Genomic DNA, 17651 nt, shown 5'->3' with positions numbered 1-17651 from the left:
CGTCCGCTCGCTATCCGGCAACCGGGACCGGGAGCGGCAACGCGTCCGGCTCACCGCGTACGGCGCGTTCGCACCGTGCCGCCAGTTCGTGCCGGTCGGTGCCGGGACGCTGGAGCGGTGCGAGTACGACGTCGGCGACCGTGCCCCGGTGCCGCAGCATCCGGCGGATGGCCGCGCCGATCGTGTCGTCGCCGACGAATGCGGGGGCGGTGCCGACGGCGCCGGTGCCGTCGAGGTAGCGCAGCCGCACCGGCTGAACGGGGCATTCGGCGTCGACCGCCGCCTGGAACAGCGCGGAACGGAAGCGGCCGTGCGCCCGCCCGCACCATGTGGTGCCCTCGGGGAACACGGTGACCCGGTCGCCGAGCCGGAGGCGGGTGCGGATCCGCGCGACGACGTCGGGCAGCTCCCGCAGGTTCTCGCGCTCGATGGGGATCACCCGCATGCGCCGGGCGAGGGCCCCGAGTGCACCCCATCCGAGCAGGTCGGCGCGGGCGACGAAGCCGGACGGTGTGATCGCGGTGAGTACCAGCACGTCGGTCCAGGACACGTGCGGTGCGACGACGAGGACACCGGCTCCGGGTTCGGCGGCGTCGGGTCCGTTCCGCAGATCGGTGACCGTCAGCCGCAGGCCGGCGCACCGGAGCAGCCCCCGCGCGCAGTGCCGCAGCAGCGCGACGCGAGCGGCGGCGGGGAGCATCCGGCTCGCGGCGAGGAGCGGCACGGCGACCAGCGCGAGGATCACGACGAGCCACCTCGCGGCGCATGTGAGAAGACTCACACGTTGCGGCCGGCGCGGCAGGCAGCCGATTCCGCACGGGCTGACGGGCATCCAGGCGTGGGCGCGGATGCTCACGCCGGAACCGCCGGGACCCGGTCGGCCTGCTCGGCGGCCCCGCGCAGCCGCGAAAGATAGCGCGTGTCGGCGTCGTGGAGGTTCAACAGGGCCACGAAGTCCGCGACCCCGAAGTCAGGGTCGTGAGCGGGTTCGCCGCAGATCCGGGCTCCGAGCCGCAGATAACCGCGCAGCAGGGGCGGCAGCACGGCGCGGGCGGGGCGGCCGGAGCCGTCGGGCGCGGGGCGGGCCGGCGGCACCGAACGCAGCGGGCGCACCCGCTGACCGGGTGCCGCCGAGTGCCGTTCCAGAAGCACGTCGCGGACCGCGAGGACGTTGGCACCGGGAATCTCGCCCGGCTGCGCGCACATCGGGACCGACACGCAGCCGAACACCCATGTGTGGCCGGTCGATTCCAGGTATCGCAGGATGCCCGCCCACATGAGGGTGAGCACCGCGCCGGAGCGGTGTGCCGGGTCCACACAGGCCCGGCCCATCTCGACCGCGCCGAGACCGAGCGGATCCAGCACCGCCAGATCGAATTCGGTCGCGGTGTAGTACCCGCCGGCGGCACGGGCGGCCTCGGGCGGCAGCATGCGGTAGCAGCCGACCGTCGCGCCGGTGTGACGGTCGTGGACGAGCACGTGGTCGCAGAACTCGTCGAACCGGTCCTCGTCGAGATCGCCGGCGCCCGCAGGAATCCGGAATCCGGGTTCGGTGGAGAACACCCGCCGGCGCAGGCGTTGCGCGGCCTCGCGGTGTTCCGGATCGGAGGAAACGAACAGGGAGTACCGGGGTCCGGACAGCACCGGCACGGAATGGAGACGGGGACGGGCGAGTACCGACGTCGTGGTCATGGTGCAGGTGTATCGGACCGGTGCGGCGGTCCGGCGGCACCGCGATGACGCCGGGATGCACCGCCGGTGAACACCTTCACGTGCGTGCCGGATGCACCGCGGCCCCGCTCCGGGAGATCGGAGCGGGGCCGCGATCGGGCTACGAGGGCCCGGGCTACGAGGATCAGCCCTTGTGCTTCTTGACCTCTTCGGTCAGCTGCGGGGCGACGTTGAACAGGTCGCCGACGACGCCGAAGTCCGCGATCTCGAAGATCGGGGCCTCTTCGTCCTTGTTGACGGCGACGATGGTCTTCGAGGTCTGCATGCCGGCGCGGTGCTGGATGGCACCGGAGATGCCGAGCGCGACGTACAGCTGCGGCGAGACCGTCTTGCCGGTCTGGCCGACCTGGAACTGGCCCGGGTAGTAGCCGGAGTCGACGGCGGCACGCGAGGCACCGACTGCGGCACCGAGCGAGTCGGCGAGTTCCTCGACGACCGAGAACTTGTCCGCCGAGCCGACACCGCGACCACCGGAGACGACGATCGACGCCTCGGTGAGCTCGGGGCGGTCGCCGCCGACGACGGGCTCACGCGAGGTGATCTTGACGGCGGACTCCTCCTGAGCCGGAACCTCGACGGCGACGCGCTCGGCGGCACCGGCCTGCGGCTGCGCCTCGACGGCACCCGGGCGGACGGAGATGACCGGGACCTCGCCGTTGGCCTTGGCGTCGACGGTGAACGCGCCACCGAAGATGGAGTGGACGGCGGTGCCGTCGGACTTGACGTCGATGACGTCGACGAGCAGACCGGAGCCGATGCGCGCGGCGAGGCGGCCCGACACCTCCTTGCCCTCGACGCTCGCGGCGGTGAGCACGGCGGCCGGGCCGGCGGACTCGACGAGGGAGGCCAGCACGTCGACCTTCGGGGTAACCAGGTAGCCGTCGATGTCGTCGGACTCGGCGGCGTAGACCTTGGCGGCACCGGCCGCGGCGAGCGCGTCCTGCAGCTTGTCCGCGGTGCCGGCGGGGCCGGTGACGACGGCGGCGGGCTCACCGAGCGCACGCGCCGCGGTGATGAGCTCGATGCTGACCTTCTTCAGAGCGCCCTCGGCGTGCTCGACGAGCACGAGTACTTCTGCCATTGCTTCTTTCTCCCTTGGTGTGTCTGCTGTGTTCGCGGGGCGCGGATCAGATGATCTTGTTGGAGACGAGGTATGCGGCGATCTTGCTGCCGCCGTCGCCCTCGTCGGTGACGCGCTCGCCAGCGGTACGCGCGGGCTTCGGGGTGACACCGGTGACGGTGGAACCGGCGTTGGCGACGCCGAAGATCTCGGGATCGAGACCGATCTCGGCGAGCGTGAGGGTCTGCACTTCCTTCTTCTTCGCGGCCATGATGCCCTTGAAGGACGGGAAGCGCGGCTCGTTGATCTTCTCGGTGACCGAGACGATGGCCGGGAGGGAGGCCTCGAGGCCGAAGACGCCCTCGTCGGTCTCGCGCTCGCCGGTGGCCTTGCCGTCGGCGACGGTGAGCTTGCGCAGGTGGGTCAGGTGCGGAAGGCCCAGGTACTCGGCGATGATGGCCGGAACGGCACCGGCGCGGCCGTCGGTGGCCTCGTTGCCGGCGATGACCAGCTCGACGCCCTCGATCTGACCGAGAGCAGCAGCCAGGGCGTACGACGTCTGGATGGCGTCGGAGCCGTGGAGGGCCGGGTCGTTGAGGTGGATGGCCTTGTCGGCGCCCATGGACAGCGCCTTGCGGATGGCATCGGTCGCGCGATCGGGACCGGCGGTGAGCACGGTGACCTCGCCACCGTCGCGCTCCTTGATGAGCAGAGCCTCTTCGACGGCCCGCTCGTTGATCTCGTCGAGCACGGCGTCCGCAGCTTCGCGGTCGAGGGTGTAGTCGCCGTCGGTGAGCTTGCGCTCGGACCACGTGTCGGGGACCTGCTTGATCAAAACGACGATGTTCGTCATGGGTCTACGTCGACCTCCTGTTGTATCGCTGCCTTTTCGGCTCGGCGAGGCGATGCCTGAACCGAGTACTCGTGTTTCGCACGGGGTGTGCGTCAGATTACCTCACGCTAAGTTACCCACCGGTAACTTGGCAAGAGATCCGGTTCACCATAACCACACGAAGGGAACGAGACGCTTGTGATGTGGACCACCCCGAACAGCGAACTAACCGGTACGTCTACTCTCGGGGCGGTGAGCGACTCCACCGTCCGCGCCGACGAGGCGCAACAACTGCCCCTCACGGGCGAGCGAACCGTCCCCGGCATCGCCGAGGAGAACTACTGGTTCCGCCGGCACGAGGTGGTCTACCGCGACATGCTCGCGCGGTGCGCCGGACGAACCGTCCTCGAAGCCGGCTGCGGCGAGGGTTACGGGGCCGACATGATCGCCGACGTCGCGCAGCGCGTCATCGGACTCGACTACGACGAGAGCGCCGTCGCGCACGTGCGCGCCCGTTACCCACGCGTGGACATCCGCCGGGGCAACCTCGCCGACCTGCCCCTCGACGACGCGTCGGTCGAGGTCGTGGTCAACTTCCAGGTCATCGAGCACCTGTGGGATCAGGGCCGGTTCCTGCGCGAATGCCACCGCGTCCTCGCCCCCGGCGGCGAACTGCTCGTGAGCACCCCGAACCGGATCACCTTCTCCCCCGGCCGCGACACTCCCCTCAATCCGTTCCACACGCGCGAGCTCGACGCCGCGGAACTGGCCGAACTGCTCGTCGAGGCGGGCTTCCGCGTCGAGCTCATGACCGGTGTCCACCACGGCCCGGCGCTGCGGGCACTCGACGCCAAACACGGCGGCTCGTTCATCGACGCGCAGATCGAACGCGCCCTCGCGGGTGAGCCGTGGCCGGCCGAACTGACCGCCGACGTCGCGGGCGTGGACGTGGCCGATTTCACGCTCGATCCCGAGAACATCGATGCCAGCCTCGATCTCGTCGCCATCGCCGTGAAGGATCCGGCACGGTGACCACCCGCGCGAACTCGACGGGGGGTGCCACGGCAGGACGTGAGCCGGGCATGTTCGCGCTCGTACTGCACTCACACCTGCCGTGGCTCGCCAACCACGGGCGCTGGCCCGTCGGCGAGGAATGGCTCTACCAGTCGTGGGCCGCAACCTATCTGCCGGTCACCGACGTACTGCACCGGCTCGCCGCCGAGGGCCGCACCCGGCTGCTCACCCTCGGGGTGACGCCCGTGCTGGCGGCGCAACTCGACGATCCGCACTGCCTGACCGGTATGCACCACTGGCTCGGCAACTGGCAGCTGCGCGCACACGAAGCGGCCGGCATGGCCGAGCAGTCCTACCGCGACCTCGGCGCGCGGGAGCACCGCCTCGCCGCCGACGCACGCGACCTGTTCGAAACCCGGTGGCGCCACGGAGGTTCCGCAGTCGTTCGCGGGTTGATCGACGCCGACGCGATCGAACTTCTCGGCGGTCCGCTGGCACACCCGTTCCAGCCGCTGCTCGACCCGCGCCTGCGCGCGTTCTCGCTGTCCGAAGGGCTGTACGACGCACGGGCCCGCTGGCAGCACACGCCCCGGGGCATCTGGGGTCCCGAGTGCGCCTTCACCCCCGGCATGGAATCCGGCTACGCCGCCGCCGGCGTCGAACACTTCATGGTCGACGGTCCGGCCCTGCGCGGCGACACCTCGCTGGGCCGCCCCGTGTGGGACTCCGACGTCGTCGCGTTCGGCCGCGACCTGCAGGTCTCCTACCGCGTGTGGTCACCGAAATCCGGCTACCCCGGACACGCCGCGTACCGGGACTTCCACACCTACTGCCACGACACCGGCCTCAAACCGGCACGGGTCACCGGCCGGACCGTACCGTCGCACGAAAAGGCGCCCTACGACCCGGATCTCGCGTCCGCGACGGTCGACAGGCACGTCGCAGACTTCGTCGAGACCGTGCGCCGGCGACTGCGCAGCGAATCCACGCGGATCGGCCGGGACGCCCTCGTCGTCGCCGCGTTCGACACCGAACTGTTCGGGCACTGGTGGTACGAGGGACCGCTGTTCCTGGAGCGGCTGCTGCGGGCACTGCCCGAGGCCGGCATCGAGGTCGGCACCCTCGCCGACGCCCGCGACCGCGGCTACGTCGGCACGCCGGTCGAGCTTCCCGATTCGTCGTGGGGGTCCGGCAAGGACTGGCGGGTGTGGGCCGGTGAGCAGGTCCAGGACCTCGTCCGGCTCAACGACGAGGTCGTGCGCACCGCTCTCGACACCCTCGACAAGGACCGCGCCACCGCGGCACCCGGTCTGCCCGCGCTGCGCAACCGCGTCCACGACCAGATGCTCCGCGAGGCGCTGATGGCGGTCTCGAGCGACTGGGCCTTCATGGTCAGCAAGGACACCGCCGCCGGATACGCGCGCGACCGCGCGCACAAGCACGCGCACGCGCTGCGCGAGATCGCCGACGCGGTCGCGTCGGGCCGCCACGACGCGGCCGCGCGCCTCGCCGACGGCTGGAACCGCGCCGACAACCTGTTCCCCGCACTCGACGCACGCCGACTGCCGAACGGAGAGCCGACATGAGAGTTCTCATCGTCTCGTGGGAGTACCCGCCGGTCGTCGTCGGCGGACTCGGTCGCCACGTGCACCATCTGGCCACCGAACTCGCCGCGGCGGGCCACGAGGTCGTCGTGCTGTCCCGGCGCCCGACGGGAACCGACCCGTCCAGCCACCCCACCGTCACACACATCGCCGAGGGCGTTCTGGTGGTCGCGGTCGCCGAGGATCCGCCGCACTTCGACTTCGGTGAGGACATGCTCGGCTGGACGCTGGCGATGGGCCACGCGATGGTGCGCGCCGGGGTCGGCCTGAGCAAGGGCGGCATCGGTGACGGCTGGACCCCCGACGTCGTGCACGCGCACGACTGGCTGGTCGCACACCCCGCGATCGCGCTCGCCGAATACTTCGACGTGCCGCTCGTGTCCACCCTGCACGCCACCGAAGCGGGCCGGCACAGCGGCTGGCTGTCCGGGAAGATGAACCGTCAGGTGCACTCGGTGGAGTGGTGGCTCGCGAACGAATCGGATTGGCTCATCACGTGTTCGGCGTCGATGCGCGACGAGGTCGCCGAGCTGTACGGGCCGGACCTGCCGTCGATCTCGGTGATCCGCAACGGCATCGACGTCACCACCTGGTCGTATCGCGACCGCGAGCCGCGCACCGGCCCGGCCCGGCTGTTGTTCGTCGGGCGACTCGAATACGAGAAGGGGGTGCAGGACGCGATCGCGGCACTACCGAAGATCCGGCGGTCGCATCCGGGCACGACGCTCGTCGTCGCCGGTGAGGGCACCCAGTTCGAATGGCTGCGCGAGCAGGCGCGCGTCCACCGGGTCGCACGGTCGGTGACGTTCCTCGGCAACCTCGACCACACCGAACTGCTCGGCTGGCTGCACGGCGCCGACGCGATCGTGCTGCCGAGCCGCTACGAACCGTTCGGGATCATCGCGCTCGAGGCCGCCGCTGCCGGCACACCGCTCGTCACCTCCACCGCCGGCGGGCTCGGCGAGGCCGTCGTCGACGGTGTCACCGGCCTGTCGTTCCAGCCGGGCGACGTGGCCGGGCTCGTCTCCGCGGTACGGGAACTGCTCGACGAACCGGACGCCGCGCAGGATCGTGCCCGCGCGGCCCGGGCGCGGCTCACCGACGACTTCGACTGGCGGCAGGTCGCCGAGGAGACCGCTCAGGTGTACTCGGGCGCAAAACGCCGGGTCCGTCATCCGCTGGCGCGCCCGCAGATCCCGCAACGTCCGCTTCCCGACCGCGGCTGATCACGTCCCCTGCACGTTTCCGTCTCGTGCGTGTTTCCGGTAGCGGGTGCTACCGGAAACACGCACGGGGGCAGTCAGTCCGATGCGAGTGACGGCTGCAGGTGCGCCCACGGCCGCGCCTGCTCCAGTTGCGCCGCGAGCGCAAGCAGCAGGCCCTCCCCGCCGAGCGGGGCGACGAACTGGACGCCGAGCGGCAGCCCGGCGGCGGTCCGGTACAACGGCACCGAGATCGCCGGCCGCCCGGTGATGTTCGCCAATTGCGTGTAGGGCGTGCGGCCCAGATTGTCGTCGACGATCGAGTCCAGGAGGCCACCGAGACGCGCGAGACGGCCGAGCCTGCCCGCGACGATCAACCGGCTGAGCACCCGGATCAGCGGCGGCGTGGTCAGTTCGCCGACCCGTACCGGTGGCGACGCCAACGTCGGCGTGAGCAACAGGTCGTAGCGTTCGTGGAACGCCACCAGCCCCCGGGTGTACCCGTTCCACCGTTCCAGTGCCGCAAGATAATCCGGTGCCGGCACCGAGCGCCCGACGGCCGCGAGAACCCGGGTGTCGAGTTCGAAACCCTCCGGTCCGCACCCTGTCCGGCGCCGGGCGTCGTCGACCTCCTGGGCGAGCGAGGCGAACCACATGGTCAGGAAGTCCGTGGCGAGGCGCCGCTCGTCGATTCCCGTCTCGGCGGGTTCGACGTGGTGCCCGAGTTCGTCGAGCAACGCGACCGCGTCGTCGACGGCGGTGACCGCTTCCCGGTCGACGGGGGTGCCCAGCGGCGACGCGGTCGCGTAACCGATGCGCAGTTGCCGCGGCGGCCGGCCCGCGATCGCCGCGTACGACTCCTCGGCGCGGGCACCGAGGTACGGACCGCTCGGGTCGGCACCGGCGACGACGTCGAGCATCGCGGCCGCATCCCGAACCGTCCGGGTGACGACACCGTTGGACACCGCCCCGTGCAGGGGTTCGCCGATGGCCGGGCCGTTCGGTACCACACCGCGTCCCGGTTTGAGTCCGACGAGTCCGCAGCAGGCCGCGGGAATCCGGATGGATCCGCCGCCGTCGTTCGCTCCGGCAGCGGGCACCACCCCCGCCGCGACCGCGGCGGCCGAGCCACCCGACGACCCGCCCGGGGTGTGCGCCGGGTTCCACGGGTTGCGCGTCGGCCCGTTCGCCTCGGGCTCGGTGATGTTCTTGGCCCCGAACTCCGGGGTGTTCGTCTTCCCGAACACGACCAGCCCGGCGTCGAGCCAGCGGTCGACGACGAGCGCGTTGCGCGCGGCCGGGAGCGCTGCCAGGGCGCGGCTGCCGCTCCCGGTCGGGGTGCCCACGACGTCCTGCGCGAGGTCCTTCACCAGGAACGGCACGCCGGCGAAGGGACCGGTGAGCGAACCCCGCGCGCGGGTGCGGGCCCGCTCGTCGAGGCGGTACACCACCGCATTCAGTACCGGATCGACCGCGTCCAGACGCGCGATCGCGGTGTCCAGCAGTTCTTCGGCGCCGACCTGCCCGCTGGCGACGAGCTCGGCCAGCCCGACCGCGTCGTGACCGCGGTAGTCGGAATACTCCATCGCGCAACTCCCCTCGTGCTCGTCGACGGCGAATCCCGGATCAGGAACCGGCGTCGGCGCCTTCCGGCAGGTCCCCCGCCTTCTTGCGGGCGATGTCCTCGAGGGCGGCGATGTATTCGGCGCGCTGCGCGGCACCCGCCTCCCAGTCGGCCCTGCGGTTCTTCACGGCCCTGGCCGGGGAACCCACGGCGATGCTGAAGTCCGGGATGTCGCCCTTGACCACGGCGTGCGCTCCGAGCACGCAACCGCGACCGACGCGGGTACCGCGCAGGACGGTGACCTTCGCGGCGATCCACGTGTCGGGGCCGATCCGGACGGGGCTCTTGACGATGCCCTGGTCCTTGATCGGGTAGGTCACGTCCTCGGTGCGGTGGTCGAAATCGCAGATGTAGCACCAGTCCGCGACGAGCGTGGACGCACCGATCTCGATGTCGAGGTAGGTGTTGACGACGTTGTCCTTGCCGAAGACGACCTTGTCGCCGATGCGCAGCGATCCCTCGTGACAGCGGATGGCGTTGCCGTCGCCGATGTGGACCCACTTGCCGATCTCGAGCCGGGAAAGTTCCGGGGTCGAGTGGATCTCGACGTTCTTGCCGAGGAAGACCATGCCGCGCAGGATCACGTGCGGGTTCGCGAGTTTGAACTTCGCGAGCCGGTAGTACCGCACCAGGTACCAGGGTGTGTAGGCCTTGTTGGCCAGCACCCACCGCAGCGAGTCGACGGTCAGGAACTTCGCCTGATCGGAATCCCGCCGACGGGAACCACGCCACCTCGTGCGCAACGGTGCGCCCCACATGCTCGTCATAGCATGCCAGCCTACGGTCAGCCTCGTGCGGAGGGTACGGGACCCGGCCCGATAGGCTGGTCGATCGTATCCTTCGGGCCTGAGGAGAGATGTGTGATGCGGGGTGTCCTGCGGACGGCAGTGCTGGCGACGACGGCGGCACTCGCGTTGAGCGGATGCGGAAGCGGGAACGAACCGATCGACATCCTCTCAGCCGGGGGCTGGCCCGGCCGCTATTCCGATGCCCGCAACAGCAGCACCTCCACCGTGGCCGGACTGCCGGATGTGTCGGTCGCCTGGACCCGGTCGGTCGGCGGGACGGTCGGCTCCCCGCCGTCGATCGCCGCGAACGGGCAGATCTTCGTGAGCGCCTCCACCGACGCCGGGTGCAATCTGTTCGCGTACCAGATCGACACCGGTCGCAAACGCTGGTGCACGCGGATCGCTCCGGGTGTCGGCGTGGTCACGCCGGTCGCCGACACCGTCGCCAACGTCTACGTCGGCGAGGAGGGTGGGCTGTACTCGTTCAACGAACACGGTCAGCGGCGCTGGCGCATTCCCGTGAGCGGCACACCGCGCAGCCCGCAGTTCACCGGCGACGGAAACCTGCTGGCGGTCACACATTTCGGTCAGGTCAACGTGGTGGACACACAGACCGGCAAGCTCGTCGCCCCGATCTACGACATGATTCCGGTCCCCGCGGTGGAGGACGGCACGGACGTACCCCGGCAGGCCCCCGACCACGGACTCGCCGCGTGTTTCGGCGGCTCACCCGACTGCCCCGTCGCGACGACCCCCGCGGTCGACCTCGCGACCGACCGCATCTTCGTCACCCTGTGGCGCCCGGGAGCGGACCGTGCGGCGCTCGTCGCGTTGCGCTACACCGGAGGCGACGACGCGCACATCGCCCAGGAATGGTCGTTCGACGATCTGCCGGGTGGTGCGGTCACGAGCCCGGTGCTCTCCGCTGACGGCGCGACGGTCTACGTGCACGACGGTGACGGCACCCTCTGGGCGATCGACTCCGCGTCGGGATCGGCACGCTGGAGCCACGATCCGGGGTATCTGACGTCGACGGGCCCAGCCATCACCGCCGACGGGACGATTCTGCTCGCCGGTGGCGGCGCGGACGGTCCGCTCGTGGCGCTGCGTGACGCCGGGGATCACGCCGAATCGCTGTGGCAGCGGGACGACGTGCGCCAGCTCGGTGCCGTGGCCGCCGCGGCGGACGGGATCGCGTACACGGTGGTGCGGTCGCCGGAGGGTCTCGACGCGCTGGTCTTCGACGCCTCCGACGGCACCACCCTGGATCAGGAATCCCTGCCGGGAGCATCCGGTTTCGCGGTCGGCACCGCGATCGGTCCGGACGGGGAGTTGCTGGTGACGACGCTGCTCGGGGACCTGTACACCTTGCGCTGACGGCTCCCCTACCGCCGGCGCCGGGTCAGGCCGCCAGGACCGTCAACTCGATCCCGCTGCCGCGCCGGATCGTGTTGTAGATCGGGCAGGTGGCGACGAACCGCTCGCCCAGGACGTCCGCGGCGGCCTGATCCACCCCGCGCACGGAGATCGTGACCCGGGTGAAGTCGTACCGGGTCGGGTCCGCGCTTCCCCGTGCGTGGGACGCATCGACATGAATCCCGCTGACCGCCATCCCGAGTTCCTGCGCGTTCGACTCGAAGTTCGCCATCGCGCACGAGACGAGCGCCGACAGAAGCAGTTCCCCTGCCTGGATCGACTCACCGGGACCGAACCGCGAGTCGGTGACCAGATGGTTGGCGCGGGCGTCGATCACGAACCGGCCGGGAACCCCGGCAATGGTGTGGCCGGACACGGCCGCGACGTTCGCGACGGGCACGGCGTCGTCGATGCTCATTCGGCAACCGTCCCAGGCTTGGGAACACGGTTCTCCCACTCGCGCGCGGTGGACCGCTCGAGCCCGAGGTTCTGCCGCAGGGTGGCGCCCTCGTACTCGGTGCGGAACAGGCCGCGCTTCTGCAGTTCGGGAACGACCTGCCGCGTGAAGTCCTCGAACCCGCCCGGCTGGTAGGGCGCCTGCACCATGAAGCCGTCGCACGCGCCGCCGGTGAACCATTCCTCGAGTCCGTCCGCGACTTCCGTTGCGGTACCGATGAATCCGCCTTCGACACGGCCCCCGTACTGCTTGCCGAGCTCACGCAGCGTGAGTCCCTCGCGTTCGGTGATCTCGCGGACCTCGCGGTAGTGGCCCTCGACGCCGGGAACTTCGACGTCCGGGAGCCGCTCGTCCAGCGGGAACGTCGACAGGTCCACGTCCAGGTGGTAGGCGAGGGTGGAGAGCCCGCCCAGTGACGGCACCAGCTCGAACAGTTCCTCGAAGGTCTGCCGCGCGATCGCGTTCGTGGCTCCGACGACCGGCGCGATCGACGGCAGGATCTTCACCTGACGCGGATCGCGGCCGTGTGCAGCAACCCGTTCCTTGATCTCCCGGTAGAAGTCCTGCGCCGACTCGAGCGACGCGTGACTGCAGAAGATCACGTCGGACCAGCGCGCGGCGAAATCCTTGCCCTTGGACGAGGCACCGGCCTGGATCACCACCGGGTAGCCCTGCGGCGGCCGCGGCACGTTGAGCGGCCCCTGCACGGTGAACCACTCGCCCTTGTGGTCGATCGCGTGCACCTTGGCGGGGTCAGCGAACAGCGGCGCCTCGGTGTCGAGGACCAGCGCGTCGTCCTCCCAGCTGTCCCAGAGCTTCGCGGCCACCTCGAGGAACTCGTCGGCGCGTTCGTAGCGTTTGTCGCGGGGGAACTGCTCGTCCCGGTTGAAGTTGCGCGCCTCGGATTCCTGGAAGGAGGTCACCACGTTCCAGGCGGCGCGGCCCGCGGTCAGATGGTCCAGGCTGGCGAACGATCGGGCCACGGTGAACGGTTGTGCGTACGTGGTCGACACAGTGGCGGCCAGCCCGAGGTGCTCGGTGACCGCTCCCATGGACGCCAGCACGTGCAGCGGATCGAGGCGCATCGACCCGAGCGCGCCGTTGCGCAACTGCGTGTCGGTGCTCGACCCGAAACGGTCGGGCACCGAGAGGATGTCGGCGAAGAACGCGAGGTCGAAGCGCCCGTCCTCGAGGGTGCGGGCGATGTTCTGGTAGTAGTCCGCGGACAGCCATCCGGGGACCGACGCCGGGTAGCGCCAGCCACCGGGACGACCGGGTCCTGCAGTGATGAATGCGGCGAGGTGCATCTGGGAATCGGACATGACGTGGGCAATACCTACTTCGAGAGTTCCTGGTCGATAACGGTTTTGATCGAGTCGAACCGCGGATCCCGCAGCCATGTCGCGACGTCGACCTGCTCGGGGTAGATGCCGAGCCGGTGGAAATTGTCGGCGAGATCCTGCGTGCCCGTGATCGCGTCGTCACCCACCGAGACGAGCTGCCCCGCCCCGGAGTACGAGAGCCGGCTCGTCTCGACGAGGTCCCGGTACACCTCGGCCTCCATGGCGCTGCCGCCGAAGCCGCCCAGGCGGGTGAACTCGTCGACGGCGGCTGCCGGGTTCGCCTCGATCCAGCGTTGCGCGTCCCGGACGTTGCGGACGAGGGCTGCCGCGACCTCGGGATGGTTGTTCGCGAAGGACTCGCTCGCGACGAAGAACGCGTAGTCGTAGGTCTTCACGTCGGGCAGTGTCGCGGCGCCGTGCTTGCGCTTCGCCAGCTCGGCCATCGGCTGCCACGTGATCCACGCGTCCACCTTGCCCTGCGCGAACGCCGCTTCGGCGTCCGCGGCGGTGAGGTTGACGTACTCGACGTCGTCGAGCGTCAGGCCCGCGGTCCCGAGATACTCGACCAGACTGTACGTGCCGGTCGTGCCGCGGTGGTCGGCGACCTTGCGGCCCTTCAGATCCGCTGCGGACCGGATGTCGGACCCCTGCGGGACCAGAACGTCGACCTCGTTGCCCGGCAACGGATACGCCACCAGCGGCACGATGGGAACGCCGCCGCCGATCGCGTAGATGACGGCGGTCGCGGTCGCGAAGGAGAAGTCGACGCTGCCGGACTTGATCGCTTCCATCACCGGCAGGGACGCCGGGAATCCGGTGGGCCATTCCACGGGGACGCCGAGGTCGGCGCTCACGTCGAACCCACCGAGGTTGTTGCGCAGCACGGTGCCCGGCTCGGCGTTGCCGTCGCCGATCAGTGCGTATCGGACCCGGGTGAGAGGTCCGTCCTCGTCGGCCGCGGCGTCGGAGCCGCATCCGGCGAGGGACAGGGCGGTCAGGCCGAGCACACCGGCACCGGTGGCCTTGAGGAATCCGCGTCGGCTCAGCGACGAGGAGGTCAGGGGTGACATAGCGGGGGTGAAACCTTCCTACGGACGAAGCGGGAGAGCAGGGTCAGGAGTGCAGGACGCGATCGGCCTCGAGAAGCCCGTCGAGGAACTCCTCCTTCCAGGCGGCGAGCCGGGCGTCGCCGCGATGCCGCGGACGGGCCTGGTCGATCCGGAGTTCGCGCGTGATCCCGGATTCGGTGAGCAGCAGAACCCGGTCGGAGAGGATGAGCGCTTCTTCGACGTCGTGGGTGACGAGCAGGACGGTGCGCGGGCGCTCTGCGAGCATGCGTTCGAGCAGTTGCTGCATCGTGACGCGGGTGATCGCGTCGAGGGCGCCGAAGGGTTCGTCGAGGAGCAGCACGTCGGGCCGGTGGAGCAACGCCCGGACGAGGGCGACGCGCTGACGCTGGCCGCCCGACAACTCGGAAGGCCAGGCGCTCTCGCGCCCGGCGAGCCCGACCTCGGCGAGAAGCGCGGCTGCCTCGTCGCGACGCCCGCGGGTGCCGAGCCGGACGTTGTCGAGGACGGTACGCCACGGCAGCAGCCGGTCCTCCTGGAACATCATCCGGAAGACGACGGCCCGGTCGACGGTCGGCTCGACGCGCCCCTCGGTCGGCTCCTCGAGCCCGGCCAGAATACGGAGCAGGGTGGACTTTCCGACACCGCTGGGGCCGAGGAAGGTGACGAACTCGCCCGGCGCGATCGACAGGTCGATGTCGTCGAGAATTCGCTTGTCCTGGTAGTGGTGTCCCACTCCGAGCAGATCGAGACCGACGAGATCGTCGCGGGACATCAGCGGGTTCCCTTCCGGTAGTTCGGGTTCCAGCGGAGAACCCGCGCCTCGACCAGCCTGATGAGCTGGTCGGCCAGGAGACCGGCGAGGGCGTAGAGGACGATCGCGAGGACGATCCGGTCGTTGCGGAGCAGGTCGCGACCGTTCTGAGCGAGGAAACCGATACCTTCGCTGGTCGCGATGGTTTCGGCGATCACGAGCGTCAGCCAGGCCACGCCGAGCGCGTAGCGGATGCCGGTCAGGATCATCGGCATCGCTCCGGGCACGATGACCTGCCGGATCAGCTCGCCGCGACCGAGGCCGTAGGAGCGGCCGAGCTGCACGAGCTTGGGGTCTACGGTGCGGATGCCCGCGACCGTGTTGAGATAGACGGGGAAGATGACGCCGAGAGTCACGAGCATGACCTTCGGCAGCTCGCCGATGCCGAACGCCGCGATGAGCAGCGGGACGAGAGCGAGATGCGGAAGGGCGCGCAACATCTGCAACGTCCGGTCGACGAGCCCCTCGGCTATCCGCGAGAGTCCGACGGCGAAGCCGAGGACGAGCCCGATCGCCGCGCCGATGGTGAAACCGATGACGATGCGCCGCACGCTGACCAGCAGATGGGTCTGCAGTTCTCCCGCGCTCCAGAGATTCCGTGCGGTGTCGAGGACCTTGCTGGGCGGAGGCAGGATCGACGCGGAGACGAGTCCGGTGGTCGAGGCCCACTGCCAACCGAGCAGCACGAGGACCGGTACGACCCACGGCAACAGCGCGCTCGCGCGGAGCCGGCGCGCGGCGCGGCGGGGACGGGTCCGCCCGGCGTCGGGCACGGCGGCCGGTGCTGTGGAAACCGTGAGATCAGACATGGTCGGTCGCCGTCGGGGTGGGTGTGGTCGTGTTCATCGTTCTCCTCGCGGACAGCAGTGCGAGGAGCACTATAAATACAGCCGACAACTTACGACGACAGTTGTATACACATGGATTCAAACTCTTCCCATTCGTGGGGCATCCTGGTATGCGTTGCTCGATCGACTTTCTGCACGCTTCGAGGAGGAGACCACCCGGTGGACGACGACAGATCGCCGTACGCACAACTGCGCGAACGCATCACGAGCGGCGAATGCGCGCCCGGGTCCATGCTGGTGCCCGCCACCGTCGGCACCGGGATGGGGCTGTCGCGGACCCCCGTCCGCGAAGCCCTGCAACGCCTCGAATTCGATGGGCTGGTGGTCAAGGTCACCCGCGGTTACATGGTGCGCGAGCGCACCGAGGAGGAAGTACTCGCGATCTGCGATGCCCGGATCGCCCTGGAATCCGCCGCGGCCTTCGCGGCGGCCACCAGACGCTCCGAGATCGACGTCGCCCGGCTCGACAGCCTGTTCGAGCGCGCCCTCACCGCACCGGACCCGACGACCGCGCTCCGCCTGCACAACGAGTGGCACGCAGCGCTGCGTTTCGCCGCACACAACCCCACCATCGCCGAGCTGATGGAACGGCTCGACGCACAACTTGCCGTATACGACGCCGAGGAATCGAAGGCGTCCGGCAATCTCGACGCCATCGAGACGGAGCACCGTGCCATCCTCGACGCGATCGTCGCGGGAAACGGCGAACAGGCACGTGCCCTGATGACCTCTCACCAGGAGCGCACCCGGGATCTGCGGATCACCGCCATGGCGGCGCGGTAGCTCCGGTCCCCCCACGGCCGCAGGTCGTGCGACGCTTGCCCCCATGACGCGGGCAGCGACGAAGAACATGGTCCGGATCCCGGGCGGCACGTTCTGGATGGGTTCGGAGGACTTCTATCCCGAGGAACGCCCGGTCCATCGGGTGACGGTCGGCGGATTCCTGATGGACGAGCACCCGGTCACCGTCGCCGAGTTCCGGCGCTTCGTGAAGGCCACCGGGTATGTCACGACCGCGGAGGTCGCGCCCGACCCCGAGCAGTACCCGGGCGCGGACCCGGCCCTGCTCGTACCCGGGTCGCTGGTGTTCACGCCGCCGCCGGGACCTGTTCCCCTCGACGACCACACACGATGGTGGTCCTTCACCCCCGGCGCCGACTGGCGTCACCCCGAGGGTCCCGGCAGCAACGTCGGGGGCCGGGAACGGCATCCCGTCACGCACGTGTCGTGGTTCGACGCCCAGGCATACGCCGACTGGGCCGGCAAGGACCTGCCGACCGAGGCGGAGTGGGAATTCGCCGCGCGGGGTGGGCTCGACCGCAAGCCCTTCGTGTGGGGCGACGAGCACGAGCCCGGCGGCAGGCCCGGTGGGAACGTCTGGCAGGGCGAGTTCCCGTGGCAGAACCTCCTGGAGGACGGGTTCGCCGGAACCTCCCCCGTCGGGCACTTCCGGTCCAACGGGTACCGGCTCCACGACATGGCGGGCAACGTGTGGGAGTGGACCGCCGACCACTTCGCGGCGGACCACTCCGCGAGCGGCAAGAACGTCGCGCCGGCGTCGTCGTGCTGCATTCCGGCCGATCCCCGGGTGGACAGTGCGGTCGGCCTCGACCCGCAGGAGCCGTATCCGCGTCGCGTCATCAAGGGCGGCTCGCACCTGTGCGCACCGAACTACTGTCTGCGTTACCGGCCCGCGGCCCGGCAGGGCGAGACCGAGGAGACCTCGACGAGCCACATCGGCTTCCGGTGCATTCTCCGTCCGTGACCGCAGTGCTGTTTTCACCCGGTGCGGGTGACGCCGCGGCACGGATCCGCTGGTGCACTGGAAACGGGTGGGGCGAGGGAGGGATC

Annotated in this window: 17 protein-coding genes; 6 read left to right on the top strand and 11 right to left on the bottom strand. The window is 70.0% G+C overall.

Going from position 1 to position 17651, the window contains the following annotated elements; translation table 11 throughout:
* Nucleotides 1-10 precede the first annotated feature (10 nt).
* From A8G15_RS06120 to A8G15_RS06105, 4 genes are all read right to left on the bottom strand, one after another.
* Nucleotides 11-856 carry a lysophospholipid acyltransferase family protein gene (locus A8G15_RS06120; protein ID WP_082899688.1) on the bottom strand — a complete coding sequence of 282 codons (846 nt, stop codon included), beginning with the start codon at nucleotides 854-856 and terminating at the stop codon, nucleotides 11-13.
* Entirely contained in the window at nucleotides 853-1692 is an 840-nt protein-coding gene (locus A8G15_RS06115; protein WP_068156685.1) for a GNAT family N-acetyltransferase, read from the bottom strand. Before A8G15_RS06115 ends, A8G15_RS06120 begins: the two co-directional genes overlap by 4 nt.
* Nucleotides 1693-1855: 163 nt before the next feature.
* Nucleotides 1856-2812 (bottom strand): electron transfer flavoprotein subunit alpha/FixB family protein, encoded by a 957-nt coding sequence (locus A8G15_RS06110; protein WP_068156682.1) that lies wholly within the window; start codon nucleotides 2810-2812, stop codon nucleotides 1856-1858.
* Nucleotides 2813-2858: 46 nt separating this feature from the next.
* Nucleotides 2859-3644, bottom strand: a complete 786-nt coding sequence (locus tag A8G15_RS06105) for an electron transfer flavoprotein subunit beta/FixA family protein (protein WP_068156679.1) — start codon at nucleotides 3642-3644, stop codon at nucleotides 2859-2861.
* Nucleotides 3645-3824: 180 nt separating this feature from the next.
* Between A8G15_RS06105 and A8G15_RS06100 the strand changes: the two genes are divergently transcribed.
* Genes A8G15_RS06100 through A8G15_RS06090 form a run of 3 tightly spaced genes read left to right on the top strand, consistent with a single transcriptional unit; the run spans nucleotide 3825 to nucleotide 7467 of the window.
* On the top strand, nucleotides 3825-4655 hold the full coding sequence (locus A8G15_RS06100; RefSeq protein ID WP_082899687.1) for a class I SAM-dependent methyltransferase: 831 nt from the start codon (nucleotides 3825-3827) through the stop codon (nucleotides 4653-4655).
* 50 nt (nucleotides 4656-4705) lie between these two features.
* Nucleotides 4706-6223: a 1,4-alpha-glucan branching protein domain-containing protein gene (locus A8G15_RS06095; RefSeq protein WP_068156823.1), complete on the top strand. Its 1518-nt coding sequence runs from the start codon at nucleotides 4706-4708 to the stop codon at nucleotides 6221-6223.
* Complete coding sequence (locus A8G15_RS06090; RefSeq protein ID WP_068156674.1) at nucleotides 6220-7467, top strand: glycosyltransferase family 4 protein; 1248 nt, start codon at nucleotides 6220-6222, stop codon at nucleotides 7465-7467. The genes A8G15_RS06095 and A8G15_RS06090 overlap by 4 nt, the downstream gene beginning before the upstream one ends.
* 74 nt (nucleotides 7468-7541) lie before the next feature.
* Here A8G15_RS06090 and A8G15_RS06085 read toward each other — a convergent pair whose 3' ends face one another.
* Both A8G15_RS06085 and A8G15_RS06080 read right to left on the bottom strand, forming a co-directional pair.
* Entirely contained in the window at nucleotides 7542-9029 is a 1488-nt protein-coding gene (locus A8G15_RS06085) for an amidase (protein WP_068156671.1), read from the bottom strand.
* A gap of 40 nt (nucleotides 9030-9069) precedes the next feature.
* Complete coding sequence (locus tag A8G15_RS06080) at nucleotides 9070-9834, bottom strand: acyltransferase (protein ID WP_068156668.1); 765 nt, start codon at nucleotides 9832-9834, stop codon at nucleotides 9070-9072.
* A gap of 96 nt (nucleotides 9835-9930) precedes the next feature.
* On the opposite strand from A8G15_RS06080, the gene A8G15_RS06075 reads away from it, so the two are divergent.
* Nucleotides 9931-11232 carry an outer membrane protein assembly factor BamB family protein gene (locus A8G15_RS06075; RefSeq protein ID WP_068156665.1) on the top strand — a complete coding sequence of 434 codons (1302 nt, stop codon included), beginning with the start codon at nucleotides 9931-9933 and terminating at the stop codon, nucleotides 11230-11232.
* A 25-nt stretch (nucleotides 11233-11257) separates the two neighbouring features.
* Here the strand turns inward: A8G15_RS06075 and A8G15_RS06070 are convergent, their stop codons facing one another.
* The 5 genes from A8G15_RS06070 to A8G15_RS06050 are packed head-to-tail and all read right to left on the bottom strand — an operon-like array spanning nucleotide 11258 to nucleotide 15761.
* Nucleotides 11258-11689, bottom strand: coding sequence for an OsmC family protein (locus A8G15_RS06070; RefSeq protein ID WP_068156662.1), 432 nt, complete (start codon nucleotides 11687-11689; stop codon nucleotides 11258-11260).
* The gene (locus A8G15_RS06065; protein ID WP_068156661.1) at nucleotides 11686-13050 is read right to left on the bottom strand and encodes an LLM class flavin-dependent oxidoreductase; all 1365 of its coding nucleotides are present in this window, start codon (nucleotides 13048-13050) and stop codon (nucleotides 11686-11688) included. Before A8G15_RS06065 ends, A8G15_RS06070 begins: the two co-directional genes overlap by 4 nt.
* Before the next feature lie 14 nt (nucleotides 13051-13064).
* Nucleotides 13065-14141, bottom strand: coding sequence for an NrtA/SsuA/CpmA family ABC transporter substrate-binding protein (locus tag A8G15_RS06060; RefSeq protein ID WP_068156658.1), 1077 nt, complete (start codon nucleotides 14139-14141; stop codon nucleotides 13065-13067).
* Between the two features lie 43 nt (nucleotides 14142-14184).
* Nucleotides 14185-14913 carry an ABC transporter ATP-binding protein gene (locus tag A8G15_RS06055; protein ID WP_068156655.1) on the bottom strand — a complete coding sequence of 243 codons (729 nt, stop codon included), beginning with the start codon at nucleotides 14911-14913 and terminating at the stop codon, nucleotides 14185-14187.
* Entirely contained in the window at nucleotides 14913-15761 is an 849-nt protein-coding gene (locus tag A8G15_RS06050) for an ABC transporter permease subunit (RefSeq protein ID WP_082899686.1), read from the bottom strand. Before A8G15_RS06050 ends, A8G15_RS06055 begins: the two co-directional genes overlap by 1 nt.
* Nucleotides 15762-15959: 198 nt before the next feature.
* Between A8G15_RS06050 and A8G15_RS06045 the strand changes: the two genes are divergently transcribed.
* Nucleotides 15960-16583 carry a GntR family transcriptional regulator gene (locus tag A8G15_RS06045; RefSeq protein ID WP_068156651.1) on the top strand — a complete coding sequence of 208 codons (624 nt, stop codon included), beginning with the start codon at nucleotides 15960-15962 and terminating at the stop codon, nucleotides 16581-16583.
* A 43-nt stretch (nucleotides 16584-16626) separates the two neighbouring features.
* A complete protein-coding gene (locus A8G15_RS06040) occupies nucleotides 16627-17565 on the top strand; it encodes a formylglycine-generating enzyme family protein (RefSeq protein WP_068156648.1) in 939 nt (312 codons plus the stop codon).
* Nucleotides 17566-17651 lie beyond the last annotated feature (86 nt).

Origin of the sequence: Rhodococcus phenolicus (assembly GCF_001646785.1) — a bacterium.
In the GTDB taxonomy this organism is placed as follows: domain Bacteria; phylum Actinomycetota; class Actinomycetes; order Mycobacteriales; family Mycobacteriaceae; genus Rhodococcus; species Rhodococcus phenolicus.
The sequence above is the reverse complement of the archived record's forward strand: the minus strand, read 5'-3'. Positions and strand labels throughout refer to the sequence as shown.